This is a genomic window from Microbacterium lemovicicum, assembly GCF_003991875.1.
GTDB lineage: Bacteria > Actinomycetota > Actinomycetes > Actinomycetales > Microbacteriaceae > Microbacterium > Microbacterium lemovicicum.
The window spans coordinates 1-13,553 of record NZ_CP031423.1 but is presented as its reverse complement, the minus strand read 5'-3'; the positions used below and the strand labels follow the sequence as shown (position 1 = coordinate 13,553).

General features: G+C 68.1%; 12 protein-coding genes and 2 tRNA genes. 2 read left to right on the top strand and 12 right to left on the bottom strand.

Annotation, left to right across the window (positions count from 1 at the left end):
* Window positions 1–37: 37 nt before the first annotated feature.
* Entirely contained in the window at window positions 38–949 is a 912-nt protein-coding gene (locus CVS47_RS00070; protein ID WP_127094256.1) for a rhomboid family intramembrane serine protease, read from the bottom strand.
* 18 nt (window positions 950–967) lie between these two features.
* On the bottom strand, window positions 968–1,525 hold the full coding sequence (locus CVS47_RS00065) for a peptidylprolyl isomerase (protein ID WP_127094255.1): 558 nt from the start codon (window positions 1,523–1,525) through the stop codon (window positions 968–970).
* Between the two features lie 93 nt (window positions 1,526–1,618).
* Between CVS47_RS00065 and CVS47_RS00060 the strand changes: the two genes are divergently transcribed.
* Window positions 1,619–2,203: a DNA helicase gene (locus CVS47_RS00060; protein ID WP_127094254.1), complete on the top strand. Its 585-nt coding sequence runs from the start codon at window positions 1,619–1,621 to the stop codon at window positions 2,201–2,203.
* A gap of 53 nt (window positions 2,204–2,256) precedes the next feature.
* Window positions 2,257–2,676, top strand: coding sequence for an aminoacyl-tRNA deacylase (locus tag CVS47_RS00055; RefSeq protein WP_127097099.1), 420 nt, complete (start codon window positions 2,257–2,259; stop codon window positions 2,674–2,676).
* A 3-nt stretch (window positions 2,677–2,679) separates the two neighbouring features.
* Here CVS47_RS00055 and CVS47_RS00050 read toward each other — a convergent pair whose 3' ends face one another.
* From CVS47_RS00050 to dnaA, 10 genes are all read right to left on the bottom strand, one after another.
* A complete protein-coding gene (locus tag CVS47_RS00050) occupies window positions 2,680–3,114 on the bottom strand; it encodes an NUDIX hydrolase (protein ID WP_127094253.1) in 435 nt (144 codons plus the stop codon).
* A gap of 97 nt (window positions 3,115–3,211) precedes the next feature.
* Window positions 3,212–3,284 (bottom strand) — tRNA-Ala (locus CVS47_RS00045).
* 15 nt (window positions 3,285–3,299) lie between these two features.
* Window positions 3,300–3,373 (bottom strand) — tRNA-Ile (locus CVS47_RS00040).
* An 83-nt stretch (window positions 3,374–3,456) separates the two neighbouring features.
* Window positions 3,457–3,861, bottom strand: a complete 405-nt coding sequence (locus CVS47_RS00035) for a DUF3566 domain-containing protein (protein WP_127094252.1) — start codon at window positions 3,859–3,861, stop codon at window positions 3,457–3,459.
* Window positions 3,858–6,458: a DNA gyrase subunit A gene (gyrA, locus tag CVS47_RS00030; RefSeq protein ID WP_127094251.1), complete on the bottom strand. Its 2,601-nt coding sequence runs from the start codon at window positions 6,456–6,458 to the stop codon at window positions 3,858–3,860. Before gyrA ends, CVS47_RS00035 begins: the two co-directional genes overlap by 4 nt.
* Before the next feature lie 42 nt (window positions 6,459–6,500).
* Window positions 6,501–8,540, bottom strand: coding sequence for a DNA topoisomerase (ATP-hydrolyzing) subunit B (gyrB, locus tag CVS47_RS00025; protein WP_127094250.1), 2,040 nt, complete (start codon window positions 8,538–8,540; stop codon window positions 6,501–6,503).
* 120 nt (window positions 8,541–8,660) lie between these two features.
* On the bottom strand, window positions 8,661–9,191 hold the full coding sequence (locus tag CVS47_RS00020) for a DciA family protein (RefSeq protein WP_127094249.1): 531 nt from the start codon (window positions 9,189–9,191) through the stop codon (window positions 8,661–8,663).
* On the bottom strand, window positions 9,184–10,344 hold the full coding sequence (gene recF, locus CVS47_RS00015; protein WP_127094248.1) for a DNA replication/repair protein RecF: 1,161 nt from the start codon (window positions 10,342–10,344) through the stop codon (window positions 9,184–9,186). The genes CVS47_RS00020 and recF overlap by 8 nt, the downstream gene beginning before the upstream one ends.
* 52 nt (window positions 10,345–10,396) lie before the next feature.
* Window positions 10,397–11,548, bottom strand: coding sequence for a DNA polymerase III subunit beta (gene dnaN / locus CVS47_RS00010; protein WP_127094247.1), 1,152 nt, complete (start codon window positions 11,546–11,548; stop codon window positions 10,397–10,399).
* A 447-nt stretch (window positions 11,549–11,995) separates the two neighbouring features.
* A complete protein-coding gene (gene dnaA / locus CVS47_RS00005) occupies window positions 11,996–13,420 on the bottom strand; it encodes a chromosomal replication initiator protein DnaA (RefSeq protein ID WP_127094246.1) in 1,425 nt (474 codons plus the stop codon).
* Window positions 13,421–13,553 lie beyond the last annotated feature (133 nt).

Sequence of the window (13,553 nt, the reverse complement as noted above, 5' to 3'; positions counted from 1 at the left end):
GGAGCCGGGCGCTTCTCTGTTCGACGCGGTGGGTGGATCAGCCGTAGATGACCGGCGGCAGCAGCAGCAGGGCGAGCAGCCCGACCGTCGTCGTCGCCAGGAGGCCGACCTGAAGGCCCCGCCGTCGCGCCGATCTCGTGCGGGCGAAGATCAGCCCGATCAGCGCCCCGACCGCGAGTCCGCCGACGTGCGCCTGCCACGAGATCTGCGGGCCCGACACCGCACCGCCGAACAGTCCGATCAGCAGCGGCACGAACGAGATGGCCAGGTTGATGCCGATCACGATCGCGATGCCGGTGATGTTCGCGCCGACGTGCCGGCCGATCACCAGCAGGGCGCCGAACATGCCGAAGATCGCACCCGACGCGCCGACCACCGTCGTCGCGGGCGCGAGAAGGGCCACCGCGACCGAGCCGCCGAGGCCGCTGATCAGGTAGAGAGCGAGGAAGCGCCACCGCCCGAGCAGGGGCTCGAGGCTTCCGCCGATCATGAACAGCGCGAGCATGTTCAGGCCCACGTGCCAGAAGCCGCTGTGGGTGACGAGCACGGTGAGCAGTCGCCAGGGCTCGAACGGCGCGGGGCCGCCCGGGAGGACGAACAGGCTGTTGAAGGCGAACAGCTGCAGCGTCGGCGAGTTCGGGATCAGCTGCGTGACGAACAGCACCACCGTCACCGCGATGATGCCGTACGTCATCACCGGACGGCCGTCGCGCACGGCGACGGGCCGCACGGTGGAGCGCTGCCAGCGACGCTGCGCCTTCGCCTGGGCGGGGGTCTGCGCGCGCTGCTGGTCGCGCAGGCACTCCGGGCAGATGACGCCGACGGCCGCCTGCGTCTGGCACTCCGGACAGATCGTCCGGAGGCACCGCTGACACAGGACGAAGCTCTGCCGGTCAGGATGCCGGTAGCAGAAGTTGTCGCTGTTGCGACGGAACTCGTCAGTCGTCATCGAGGGCCGCGGAGCGGCTCAGACCTGTGCGATGTCGACGGACTGCAGGACGACGGGCTCGATCGGGCGGTCGCCGGCACCGGTGGGCACGGCCGCGATGGCGTCCACGACGGCGCGCGAGGCGTCATCGGCGACCTCGCCAAAGATCGTGTGCTTGCCCTGCAGCCACGGGGTCGGATCCGTCGTGATGAAGAACTGCGATCCGTTGGTGCCCTCGGCCTTGCCGGTGATGGCGTTGCGACGCAGGCCGGCGTTGGCCATGGCGAGCACGTACGGCGCGTTGAAGTTCAGCTCGCCGTTGATCTCGTCGTCGAAGTTGTAGCCGGGTCCGCCGACGCCCTGACCGAGCGGGTCGCCGCCCTGGATCATGAAGTTGGGGATGATGCGGTGGAAGACGACGTCCTGGTACAGGGCGCCTTCGCCGGGCTTGCCGGTGCCCGGGTGGGTCCAGGACCCGCTTCCGTCCGAGAGTCCGATGAAGTTCTGCACCGTGCGGGGTGCGTGGTCTCCGAAGAGGTTGACGACGATGTCGCCGTGGTTCGTGTGCAGGGTGGCGACTGCTGTGTGCTGAGGCATACGTACATTCTTCCAGACATCTCTGCAACCCCTCCCGCCCATAGGTCGGTCTGGCAAGATGGGGGAACCTGTTTACTGAGAGGGAGGGCCCCCGTGAGCCTGAGTCGCAAGCGCAAGAAGGAACTCCACAAGCTCCAGTCGAAGCTCAACGATCTGTGGGAGTCGCAGCAGGTCCTCGTCGACCAGGCGGGTCACGCCGTGCGTGACGCCGGCCGCCAGCTCGGCAACTACGGTCGCGAGGAGATCGTGCCCACCGTCCGCGGCGCCTACGGCAAGTACGCCGAGCCCGTGATCGACCGCAGCGCGCAGGTCTCGCGCCGCGTGCTGTCCGACAAGGTCATCCCCGGCGCGGGTGCCGTCGTCGGTTCCGCGCTGTCCATCTGGGACGCCGCGGGTGACACGCGCGCACGCCTCGCCGCCGGCAAGGGCCTGTCCCTGCCTGACGGCAAGAAGTACGCCAAGCGCGCCGACAAGTACGGCAAGCGGGCCACCCGCAAGCTCTCCGCCCAGCTGTCGCGCCTCGAGCCGAAGAAGAAGGGCATGGGCGCCGGCGGCGTCATCGCCATCCTCCTCGGTGTGGCCGCCGCAGCCGGTGTCGCCTACGCCGCGTGGCAGACGCTGCGCGCCGACGACGAGCTCTGGGTCGCCGACGACCCGCTGCGCGCCCCCGACGCGTGAACGATGACGCGACCGCACGAGTGCGGGCCGCGGCATCCGCTCGAGGATTGACGATCGAGATCGTCGAACGCCCAGCAGCCGACAGCCTCCCCGAGGCTGCCGCGCTGCTGGGCGTCGACGCGTCTGCCATCGTGAAGACGCTGGTCGTCAAGCGCAGCGACGACACCTACCTGTTCGCCCTGATCCCGGGCGACCGCTCGATCTCGTGGCCGCTCCTGCGGGCCGTCGTCGGCGTGAACAAGCTGCAGCTGCCGAGCCCCGACAAGGCCTTGGCCGCGACGGGCTACGAGCGCGGCACCATCGTGCCCATCGGAAGCTCGACCGACTGGCCCGTGTTCGCCGACGAGAGGATCGTCGGGCACCGCATCGCCATGGGCGCCGGCGCGCACGGCCGCAGTCTCTTCGTCGACGCCGACGACCTGATCCGCGCTTACGGAGCGACCGTGGCCGACATCTCGCAGCCGGCGTCCTGAGCCTCAGGCGACCGCGCTGAGCCCTGCCATCTCGAGGGCGATGTCGACGAGCTTGACGCGCTGCAGCGCCGCGAGGCGGTCGAGCGGGAACCAGTCGGCACGATCGGTGGAGCCGTCCGTCTCGTTGCGCAGGTGGCCGCCGGTGATGTGGGCGCGGTAGACGATGCGCAGCGCGTGCAGAGGCCCCGCGGTGCCCGGAACGATGCGACGGCCTGCGGGGATCACGCGGGAGTGGATGCCGAGCAGCGCGTCGAGGACCACGGTGTAGCCCGTCTCCTCCCGCACCTCGCGGCGCGCGGCGTGCTCGGGGTCCTCTCCGGCCTCCAGTCCGCCACCGGGCATCGTCCACGCCGAGCGGCGGCCCTCGTTCCAGTGGGCGAGCAGGACGCGGTCGGCGTCGTCGGTGATGACCGCGTACGCCGCGACCCGCATGTCCATGCCGCTCACCCTAGCGAAGGGGCCCGACGGCAGCCCGGGGCGGAAGAGGGGCCGGAAACGACGGAAGCCGGCCCGCGGGCCGGCTTCCGTCTCACTGTGGAGCCTAGGAGATTCGAACTCCTGACATCCTGCTTGCAAAGCAGGCGCTCTACCAACTGAGCTAAGGCCCCCGAGGGATCTGTGTGTGGGGCTACCAGGACTTGAACCTGGGACCTCTTCATTATCAGTGAAGCGCTCTAACCGCCTGAGCTATAGCCCCGAAACGCTGCGACGCTGCGCGCCGTCAACCTCCCAGACTTTACCCGACGCGACCCGATTTCTCGAATCGGCCGGGCTCCGTCGTCAGTTGGAGGTGAACCCGACCAGCAGTCCGCCGGTCACCTTCACCGCCAGGTTGTAGATGCCGGCCATGACGGCGCCGAGCACCGTCACGACGATCAGGTTGAGGATCGCGACGACCGCCGCGAACGCCATCACCTGCGGGAGGCCGACGAACTGCGTGATCGACACTCCGCCGTCGGAGAAGCTCGTGAAGAACTCATCGACCTTGCCGACCAGACCGGTCGTCTGGATGACCATGTACACCAGGAAGAAGGTGACGATCGTGACGATCGCCAGGGCGACGGCCGCCAGGAACGACAGCTTGACCGCCGACCAGAAGTCCACGTAGACCAGCCGCAGTCGGACCTGCTTGGAGCTGGTCTTGTGCGACGACTTCTTCGCCAGCTTGTCGGCTACCGTGCTCATGCGTGCGTACTTCCTTCGGGGCTGTCTGCGGAGCCGTCGGGGGCTGCCTGCGCGTCTTCGGCGGCGGCCTCCGTCTCCTCGGTCAGGCCACGCTCGCCGTTGCGCGCGATCGCGATGATCTTGTCATCGTCTCCGGCTCGGGCGAACACGACACCCATCGTGTCGCGACCCTTGGCGGGCACCTCGGCCACGGCAGAGCGTACCACCTTGCCACTGGCAAGAACCACCAAGACCTCGTCGTCCTCGCTGACGATCAGACCGCCCGCGAGAACACCGCGATCGACGTTCAGCTTGGCCACCTTGATGCCCAGACCGCCTCGGCCCTGCACCCGGTACTGGTCGACGGCGGTGCGCTTGGCGTAGCCGCCTTCCGTCACGACGAACACGTAGGCGTCGTCCGCGGCGACCGATGCCGAGAGCAGGCTGTCGTCCTCGCGGAAGGACATGCCCCGCACACCGGAGGTCGACCGGCCCATGGGGCGGAGCGCCTCATCCGTGGCCGAGAACCGCAGCGACATGCCCTGACGGCTGATGAGCAGGATGTCGTCGCCCTCGTCGACGAGCAGCGCGCTGACGAGCTCATCGGATGCCTCGCCCGCACCGTCATCGTCGACCTCGCCTGCTTCGGGGCGCAGCTTGATGGCGATGACGCCACCCTGCCTGTTGGTGTCGTACTCGAGGAGACGTGTCTTCTTCACGAGCCCGCGGCGGGTGGCCAGCACCAGGTAGGTGGCGACCGAGTAGTCGCGGATGTCGAGGATCTGCGCGATCTCCTCGTCGGGCTGCAGGGCGAGGAGGTTCGCCACGTGCTGGCCCTTCGCGTCGCGGCCGGCCTCGGGCACCTCGTAGGCCTTCGAGCGGTAGACGCGGCCCTTGTCGGTGAAGAAGAGGAGCCAGTGGTGCGTCGTGGTGACGAAGAAGTGCTCGACCACGTCGTCGGCGCGCAGCTGCGCGCCTTTGACGCCGCGGCCGCCGCGGTGCTGCTGACGGTAGTTGTCGCTGCGGGTGCGCTTGATGTATCCGTCGCGCGTGACGGTGATGACCATCTCCTCCTCGGGGATGAGGTCCTCATTGGTCATGCCGCCTTCGTATCCGTAGAGGATCTCGGTGCGGCGGTCGTCGCCGAAGCGGTCGACGATCGTCGAGAGCTCGTCGCGGATGATCGTGCGCTGACGCTCGGGGTCGGCCAGGATCGCCTTGAACTCGGTGATCTGCGCCTCGAGCTCTGTGGCCTCGTCGAGGATCTTCTGTCGTTCCAGCGCGGCGAGACGACGCAGCTGCATCGTCAGGATCGCTTCGGCCTGGATGTCGTCGATCTCGAGGAGTGTCTTGAGCCCCCCTCGGGCTTCGTCGACCGTCGGTGAGCGACGGATCAGGGCGATGACCTCGTCGAGCGCGTCGAGCGCCTTCAGAAGCGCGCGCAGGATGTGCATGCGCTCCTCGGCCTTGCGGAGCCGGAACCGCGTGCGGCGGATGATGACGTCGATCTGGTGATCGATCCAGTGCGACACGAAGCCGTCGAGCGGCAGCGTGCGCGGCACGCCGTCGACGATGGCCAGCATGTTCGCGCCGAAGTTCTCCTGCAGCTGCGTGTGCTTGTACAGGTTGTTCAGCACGACCTTCGCGACGGCGTCGCGCTTGAGGACGATGACGAGGCGCTGACCGGTGCGACCCGAGGACTCGTCGCGGATGTCGGCGATGCCGGTGATCTTGCCCTCGCGCGCGAGATCGCTGATCTTGACCGCGACGTTGTCGGGGTTCACCTGGTACGGCAGCTCGGTGATGACGAGGCAGGTGCGTCCCTGCACCTCCTCGACGTTGACGACCGCACGCATCGTGATGGAGCCGCGACCGGTGCGGTAGGCGTCCTTGATGCCCCGCGTGCCGAGGATCTGGGCGGCCGTCGGGAAGTCGGGTCCGGGGATGCGCTCCATGAGCGCCTCGAGCAGCTCCTCGCGGGAGGCGTCGGGGTTCTCGAGCGCCCACATCGCGCCGGCGGAGACCTCGCGGAGGTTGTGCGGCGGGATGTTGGTGGCCATGCCGACCGCGATGCCGACCGATCCGTTGACCAGCAGGTTCGGGAAGCGGGCCGGGAGGACCGTGGGCTCCTGCGTCTGCCCGTCGTAGTTGTCCTGGAAGTCGACCGTGTCTTCCTCGATGTCGCGCACCATCTCGAGCGCGAGCGGAGACATCTTGGTCTCGGTGTACCGCGGGGCGGCGGCTCCCTGGTTGCCGGGCGAGCCGAAGTTGCCCTGGCCGAGCGCGAGCGGGTAGCGCAGCGACCAGGGCTGCACGAGACGGACGAGCGCGTCGTAGATCGGGGCGTCACCGTGCGGGTGGTACTGACCCATCACCTCGCCGACGACTCTGGCGCACTTCGAGAACGACTTGTCGGGCCGGAAGCCGCCGTCGTACATGCCGTAGATCACCCGGCGGTGCACGGGCTTGAGTCCGTCTTCGACGCGCGGCAGCGCGCGACCGACGATCACGCTCATCGCGTAGTCGAGATAGCTGCGCTGCATCTCGTACTGCAGATCGACCTGGTCGATCTGGCCGTGATTGTGCTCGGGAGCGTCGGGCAGTGCGTCGTCAGTCATGTGATTCTTCTCTGTGTACCGGTCGCTGAGCTCGTCGAGGGATCAGATGTCGAGGAAGCGGACGTCTTTGGCGTTGCGCTGGATGAAGGAGCGCCGCGACTCGACGTCTTCGCCCATCAGCACCGAGAAGATCTCGTCGGCCGCGGCGGCGTCGTCGATGGTGACCTGCAGCAGCGTGCGGGTCTCCGGATCCATGGTCGTCTCCCACAGCTCCTTGTCGTTCATCTCGCCGAGGCCCTTGTAGCGCTGGATGCCGTTGTCCTTCGGAATGCGCTTCCCGCCGGCGACGCCCTCGGTGAGCAGCGCGTCGCGCTCGCGATCGCTGTAGACGTACTCGTGCGGGGCGTTCGACCACTTCAGCCGGTAGAGCGGGGGCTGGGCGAGGTAGACGAAGCCCGCCTCGATGAGCCCGCGCATGTAGCGGAACAGGAGGGTGAGCAGCAGCGTCGTGATGTGCTGGCCGTCGACGTCGGCATCGGCCATCAGGACGATCTTGTGGTACCGGGCCTTGGTGATGTCGAAGTCCTCGCCGATGCCCGTGCCGAAGGCCTGGATCATCGCCTGGACCTCTTTGTTGCCGAGCGCGCGGTCGAGCCGGGCCCGCTCGACGTTGAGGATCTTGCCGCGCAGCGCCAGGATCGCCTGCGTGTGCGGGTCGCGTCCCTGCACCGCCGAACCGCCGGCCGAGTCGCCCTCCACGAGGAAGATCTCGCTGATCGACGGGTCTTTGCTCGTGCAGTCCTTGAGCTTGTCGGGCATCGCGGCGCTCTCGAACACGCTCTTGCGTCGCGCGGTCTCGCGCGCCTTGCGCGCAGCGAGCCGGGCGGTGGCGGCGTCGATGGCCTTCCGGATGATGTTCTTCGCCTGCGCCGGGTTGCGGTCGAACCAGTCGCCGAGCCGGTCGCCGACGACCTTCTGCACGAAGGCCTTCGCCTCGGTGTTGCCGAGCTTCGTCTTGGTCTGGCCCTCGAACTGCGGCTCGGACAGCTTGACGGAGATGACGGCGGTGAGACCCTCGCGCACGTCGTCGCCCGACAGGTTGTCGTCCTTCTCCTTGAGCAGCCCGTTGGCGCGGGCGTACTTGTTCACCAGCGTCGTCAGCGCGGCGCGGAAGCCCTCTTCGTGCGTTCCGCCCTCGTGTGTGTTGATGGTGTTCGCGTAGGTGAAGACGTTCTCGGTGTAGCTCGTCGTCCACTGCATCGCGACCTCGAGGGCGATCTTGCGCTCGGTGTCCTCCGACTCGAAGTCGATGATCACCTCGTTGACGTGATCGGCGTGGCGCACCTTGTTGAGGTATTCGACGTAGTCGACGAGCCCTCGTTCGTAGAGGAAGGTGTCGTGCCGCTGCACGAGCACGGTCGTGCCGGGCTCGACCTCTTCGTCGATCGCGGCCTGCGGGCGCTCGTCGAGAAGGTCGATGCGCAGCCCCTTATTGAGGAAGGCCATCTGCTGGAAGCGCGTGCGGAGCGTCTCGTAGTCGAAGTCGACGCTCTCGAAGATGGACGCGTCGGGCCAGAACGTGATGGTCGTGCCGGTCTCGTCGCTCTCCTCGGCGCGCTCGAGTGGCGCCTGCGGAACACCGCCGTCGCGGTACGACTGGCGCCACACGTAGCCCTGACGGCGCACCTCGACCTCGAGGCGCGTGGACAGGGCGTTGACGACGGAGGAGCCGACGCCGTGCAGGCCGCCCGACACCGCGTAGCCGCCGCCGCCGAACTTGCCGCCGGCGTGCAGCACGGTCAGCACGACCTCGACGGTCGACTTTCCCTCGGTCTTGTGGACGTCGACCGGGATGCCGCGACCGTTGTCGACGACGCGCACGGCGCCGTCGGCGAGGATCGTGACGAGGATCGTGTCGCAGTAGCCGGCGAGGGCCTCGTCGACCGAGTTGTCGACGATCTCCTGCACGAGGTGGTGGAGACCGCGGGGCCCCGTGGAGCCGATGTACATGCCGGGTCGTTTGCGAACCGCCTCGAGTCCCTCGAGGACCTGGATCTCGTCGGCCCCGTATTCGTTGTGAACCTTCGGTGCGGGCTGCGATTCGGGTTCTTCAGGAACGCTGTCGGGGGTGAGTGACGTCATAGGTTCGAGCGCTCCACATCGGTTCGTCGGTCATTTCCAGTCTATCAAAGACGTGAGGCCGGCACCGGTTCTGCGCCTCTGTGCCGCGATCAAATGCTTGTGGAGGAGTCCGGACGTGGCTCAGCCGTAGGTATCGCGCGGACCGCGCCCTGGAATGGCTCTGGGACCCCATTTCCAGGAGGGGACGTCAGGCCCGATGAAGCGGACGTTCTCGACCCCTGCCTCGGGGAAGCGCCGAAGCACCTCCGAGAGGATGTGCGCGCGCATCAGCTGGAGCTGCTTCGCCCACGCCGTGGAGTCGGCCTGGACGGTGAGGGTGCCGTCGGAGAGCGCGACGAGTTTCGTGTGCCGCGCGGTGTCCGCACCGGCCACGTCCTCCCACTGCAGCACCAGGTCCTCGCGGGCCAGCTGCGGGTCCCAGCCGGCCGTCCGGGTGAGTGTGGCGAGCACGTCGCCGACGCCGTGCGGGTCGCGACCCTTGCTGAACGGCTCGTTCTCGTCGTCGCGGCGCACGCGGGTGCGTCGCGACCGGCGGGGCGACGGCGCCATGCCGCGCAGCCGCATGTAGGTCGCGATCGTCTCGGGGATGTCGTCGATGCCGGACGCCTCGGTGCGCGCAGCCGGTGCGGCGCCGTCTGCCGGCTCAGACATCCGCCGCCTCCAGGATGCGCCCGGCCTCCACCCGCACGATCCGGGCGCGAAGGCCCGCCGGCACGTCGGCCTCGACCGCGGCGGTGACGATGACCTGCTCGTAGTCGGCCGCCAATGTCGCGAGCCGGGCTCGGCGATCGGCGTCGAGCTCGGCGAACACGTCGTCGAGGATCAGCACCGGGTCGCCGAGCTGCGACTCGGCGCGGAGCAGGTCGGCCGAGGCGAGACGCAGGCTGAGGGCGACCGACCACGACTCCCCGTGCGACGCGTATCCCTTGACCGGCAGGCCGCGCACCCGCAGGACGAGGTCGTCGCGGTGGGGTCCGACGAGGGTGATGCCGCGCTCGAGCTCGGCCGAGCGCTTGGCCGTCAGGGCCGCGCGGAAGAGCTCGGCGATCTGCGCGGGAGTGGATGCCGCGGCATCCGCGCCCTCTTCGTCCTCCTCCGGATCGCCGCCCCCGACCGACAGCGCCCACTCGATGCGCGGCTCGTGGTCGGCGCCGGCGATCGCGGTGTAGGCGCGCGACAGCGGTTCGGCGAGATCTTCTGCGAGACGGAGCCGAGCGACGATCACCTCGGTGCCGAGCGCGACGAGCTTGTCGTCCCACACATCGAGCGTGGAGAGCGCATCGCCGCGTATGCCGCGGGCCCGCGCCGACTTGAGGAGCGCGGTGCGCTGGCGCAGCACGCGGTCGTAGTCGGCGAAGACACCCGCCAGCCGCGGTGAGCGCTGCACGAGGAGCTGGTCGGCGAAGCGACGGCGGGCGGAGGGATCGGATCGTACGATCTGCAGATCCTCCGGGGCGAAGAGGACGACCTGCGCATAGCGCGGCAGCTCGGTCACCTTCACCGGAGCACCGCCGATGCGCGCCTTGTTCGCCCCCTGCCGGTTGAGCTGCACCTCGAGCTGCACGCTGCGTTCGCCATGGCGGAGGCGAGCGCGGATGATGGCGGCATCGGCACCGTCGCGCACCATCGGCGCATCGCTCGAGACCCGGTGGGAGCCGAGCGTCGCGAAGAAGCCGATGGCCTCGGCCAGGTTCGTCTTGCCCTGGCCGTTGCGGCCGACGAAGACGTTCGGCCCGGGCACGAGCGCGACATCGGCGACCGCGTAGTTGCGGAAGTCGATGAGGTTCAGGTGCTCCACGATCACTGTGACACCCTATTCGGCGCCACCCACACCCGCTCCGGGACGAGGAACCGGATCAGCGCAGGAGGAGGTTCGGCTGCAGCAGGTACTTGAACGAGCCGTCGCCGCCCTTGTCGACCGAGGTCTGCGGGGTGACGAGCACCGGGCTCAGCTTGTTCGCGTTCTCACTCGACGTGAACGTGATGCGCGCGAACTCGCTCCGGACAGCCGAGAGGGACTCGAGCAGGTACTGCGGATTGAGGCCCAGCGTCACGTCCTCGCCCACGAGGTTGGCGTCGACGGACTCGGTGGCCCGCGCCTGCTCCGTGCCCGAGGCATCCATCGACACGCTGTCGGTCGTGAACGTGAAGCGCAGCGGCGCCGAACGGTCCAGCACCAGCGCGACGCGACGGACGGCTTCGACCAGCTCGGCGGTGTTGACGACCGCGGCGTGCTCGGTGGCCTCGGGGAAGAGCCGCCGCACGGGCGGGAAGTTGCCCTTGATCAGCAGCGACGTCACCGTCTTGTTGCCGGCGGTGAACGCGATGATCTCGCGGTCGCCCGCCCCGGAGAAGGCGATCGAGATGTCGCCGCCGTGCGCGAAGGTCTTGCCGACCTCCTGCAGCGTCCGTGCCGGCACGAGGGCCGTCATCGTCTCCGCCGACGCCGCGGTGCCGCCGTCCCACGGGATCTCCCGGAGGGCGACCCGGTAGCGGTCGGTCGCGACGAGGCTCAGGCTCGTGCCGCTGACTTCGAGCTGCACGCCCGTGAGCACCGGGGTGACGTCGTCGCGCGAGGCGGCGAAGGCGACCTGGGCGATGGCGGTGGCGAAGTCCTCGGCCGGGACGAGGCCGGACTCTCCCGACACCTCGGGGATGGCGGGATATTCCTGCACCGGCATCGAGGCGAGCGTGAAGCGCGCGGACCCGCAGCTCAGGAGGATCCCGCCGTCGTCGTCGACCTCGATCTGGATCGGGGCGTTGGGCAGACGGCTGGCGATCTCGGACAGCAGACGTCCGTGCACGAGGATCGTGCCCGGGTCATCGACGGTCGCCTCGATCGTGGTGCGTGCGGAGGCCTCATAGTCGAAGGCCGACAGCGAGAGTCCGGCGTCGCCCGCCTCGATCAGCACACCGGCCAGGATCGGCTGGGGGTTGCGCTGGGGAAGCAGCTTCACGACGAAGGACACTGCTTCGCTGAACACATCACGGTTGACGTGGAATTTCACGCGGGCTCCCTCGACGACGGCATGGCTTACCCATGCTAGTGCCCGCGCCGAGACGCGCCAGCGGATCGGGCTCTCCGCCGTCGAGGTGATCGACGTCGCTTCATCAGAGAGTTAAGTGTCATCTTCTTAACCGCTGTGGAAACTGTGGATAAGTCGGTGGATCGTTGTCGTCCGCTGGGAACTACACGCGTGTGAGATGTGGACGCGCTGCGGAGGAGTCGACATCCGATCATCGACGCGTCGGCGCGGATTCACCCGCTGTCCACATCCGTGCACAGGTGTGTGATTCGTCGGCGGACTTATCCACAAGTTATCCACACTGTGCAGAACGCGATGATGGCGTCCGCCGACGTCGCTGTCAAGGACGATTCGGGGCCGCCTCGTGCGGAGCGCGACGAATGCGGGATCGACGAGCGTCATGCCCGCAGAGGCATGATCGGATGCTGCTCAGCGGCCGGCGCGGCCGAGCTGCGTGGTGATCTCCGTGACCTGGTTGTAGAGCGAGCGCCGCTCCTTCATGAGGTCGCTGATCTTCTTGTACGCGTACATCACGGTGGTGTGATCGCGGTTTCCGAAGAGCTGACCGATCTTGGGGAGGGAGAGGCTCGTGCGCTCCCGGCACAGGTACATGGCGATCTGGCGCGCGGTGGCGACGGCCTGCGAACGGCTCGAGCCGTAGAGGTCGTCCACCGTCAGCTTGAAGTACGCCGCGGTCGCCGTGATGATGTCCGTCGGCGAGATGACGTTGCCCTCGTCCTGATCGACGATGTCGCGCAGCACGGTCTGCGCCAGCGAGATGTCGAGGCTCGAGCGGTTGAGGCTCGCGAAGGCCGAGACGCGGATCAGCGCACCCTCCAGTTCACGGATGTTCTTCGACACGACGGTGGCGATGTACTCGAGCACCTCGTCGGGGATCTGCAGCCGCTCGCTCTGCGCCTTCTTGCGGAGGATCGCGATGCGCGTCTCGAGGTCGGGCGCCTGCACGTCGGTGATGAGGCCCCACTCGAAGCGGCTGCGCATGCGGTCCTCGAAGCCGGTGAGGTGCTTGGGCGGCACGTCGCTGGTGATCACGACCTGCTTGTCATGGTCGTGCAGGGTGTTGAAGGTGTGGAAGAACGCCTCCTGCGTCTCGGCACGTCCCTGCAGGAACTGGATGTCGTCGATCATGAGGATGTCGACGTCGCGGTACCGGGCCTGGAAGGCCGAGCCGCGGTTGTTCGCGATCGAGTTGATGAAGTCGTTGGTGAACTCTTCGCTCGAGACGTAGCGCACCCGCACACCGGGGAACATGCTGACGGCGTAGTCGCCGATGGCGTGGAGCAGGTGCGTCTTGCCGAGACCCGAGTCCCCGTAGATGAACAGCGGGTTGTAGGCCTTGGCCGGCGCCTCGGCGACAGCGACGGCGGCCGCGTGCGCGAAGCGGTTGGACTGGCCGATGACGAAGTTGTCGAACGTGTACTTGGGGTTGAGGCGGGTGTCGCTCCGCGAACCGGATGCCGCGGCATCCGGCTGCTCATCGAGACTGGGCCGCTCGAGCACCGGGGCCGGCGACGACGCGGGAGCCGAGACGGGCGCGGAGGAGCTGACGGGCGGCTGATCGATGAGGTCGGGGTTCACGACCACCCGGAAGCTGGACACGTCGTCGTCGCCGACGCGGGCCAGGGCCTCCATGAGCGACAGGCGCATGCGCTTGTTGATCTGCGCCGCGGTCAGGTCGTTCGGCACGTCGAGGTAGAGCGTTCCGCCCATGACGCCCTGCGGCACGGCGAGGCTGAGGAAGCCCTGCAGCTGCGGCGTGACGCGGTCGTCGGCCGTGAGCTCGGACAGCACCTTCGCCCAGATCGGAACGTCTGGTGCGTCGTGCTGTGACATGGCCCCCCCGGGGTGATCGATGTTCCGCAGGACCGACGGCGAGAAGACCTCGAGCCTGTGGATAACTGCCGGAGCCACGCTAGTCAGCGGGCGCGTCGGGAGCAAACTCCACTGTAGAACCGCCCCGCGTGTC

Bases quoted from the DNA above. Each gene is read 5' to 3' on its own strand.
- CVS47_RS00065 (WP_127094255.1), bottom strand. From the start codon at position 1,525: ATGCCTCAGCACACAGCAGTCGCCACCCTGCACACGAACCACGGCGAC.
- CVS47_RS00050 (WP_127094253.1), bottom strand. From the start codon at position 3,114: ATGGACATGCGGGTCGCGGCGTACGCGGTCATCACCGACGACGCCGAC.
- dnaA (WP_127094246.1), bottom strand. From the start codon at position 13,420: ATGTCACAGCACGACGCACCAGACGTTCCGATCTGGGCGAAGGTGCTG.
- CVS47_RS00035 (WP_127094252.1), bottom strand. From the start codon at position 3,861: ATGAGCACGGTAGCCGACAAGCTGGCGAAGAAGTCGTCGCACAAGACC.
- gyrA (WP_127094251.1), bottom strand. From the start codon at position 6,458: ATGACTGACGACGCACTGCCCGACGCTCCCGAGCACAATCACGGCCAG.
- CVS47_RS00020 (WP_127094249.1), bottom strand. From the start codon at position 9,191: ATGTCTGAGCCGGCAGACGGCGCCGCACCGGCTGCGCGCACCGAGGCG.
- gyrB (WP_127094250.1), bottom strand. From the start codon at position 8,540: ATGACGTCACTCACCCCCGACAGCGTTCCTGAAGAACCCGAATCGCAG.
- CVS47_RS00070 (WP_127094256.1), bottom strand. From the start codon at position 949: ATGACGACTGACGAGTTCCGTCGCAACAGCGACAACTTCTGCTACCGG.